Consider the following 251-nt stretch of genomic DNA (forward strand, 5'->3'; position numbering starts at 1 on the left):
AAGATTGCTACGCGTCCACTATGTGGTTCCCGAAAGACGGTCGGCAACGATCCGCTTTACGGAACACCCCTAACATCACACGTCCTGTGGTGTGGGGACAACAGAACAGACAAGTCCCATCGGCATAGCCAGTGGGCATGGTCTGAAACAGACTTCACCCTCACCCGAGGCATGGCTTCGGGAGTTGTGTGGTAAATGTTTCGGCGGCCATAGCGAGAGGGAAACGCCCGGTCCCATTCCGAACCCGGAAG

General features: G+C 56.6%; 1 rRNA gene. It reads left to right on the plus strand.

Features of this window, described 5'->3' with window-relative positions:
- Nucleotides 1-199: 199 nt before the first annotated feature.
- Nucleotides 200-251, plus strand: a 5S ribosomal RNA gene (gene rrf / locus IFT77_RS16510); the annotation flags it as partial.

The sequence above is a fragment of the Frigoribacterium sp. CFBP 13729 genome, assembly GCF_014841875.1.
GTDB lineage: Bacteria > Actinomycetota > Actinomycetes > Actinomycetales > Microbacteriaceae > Frigoribacterium.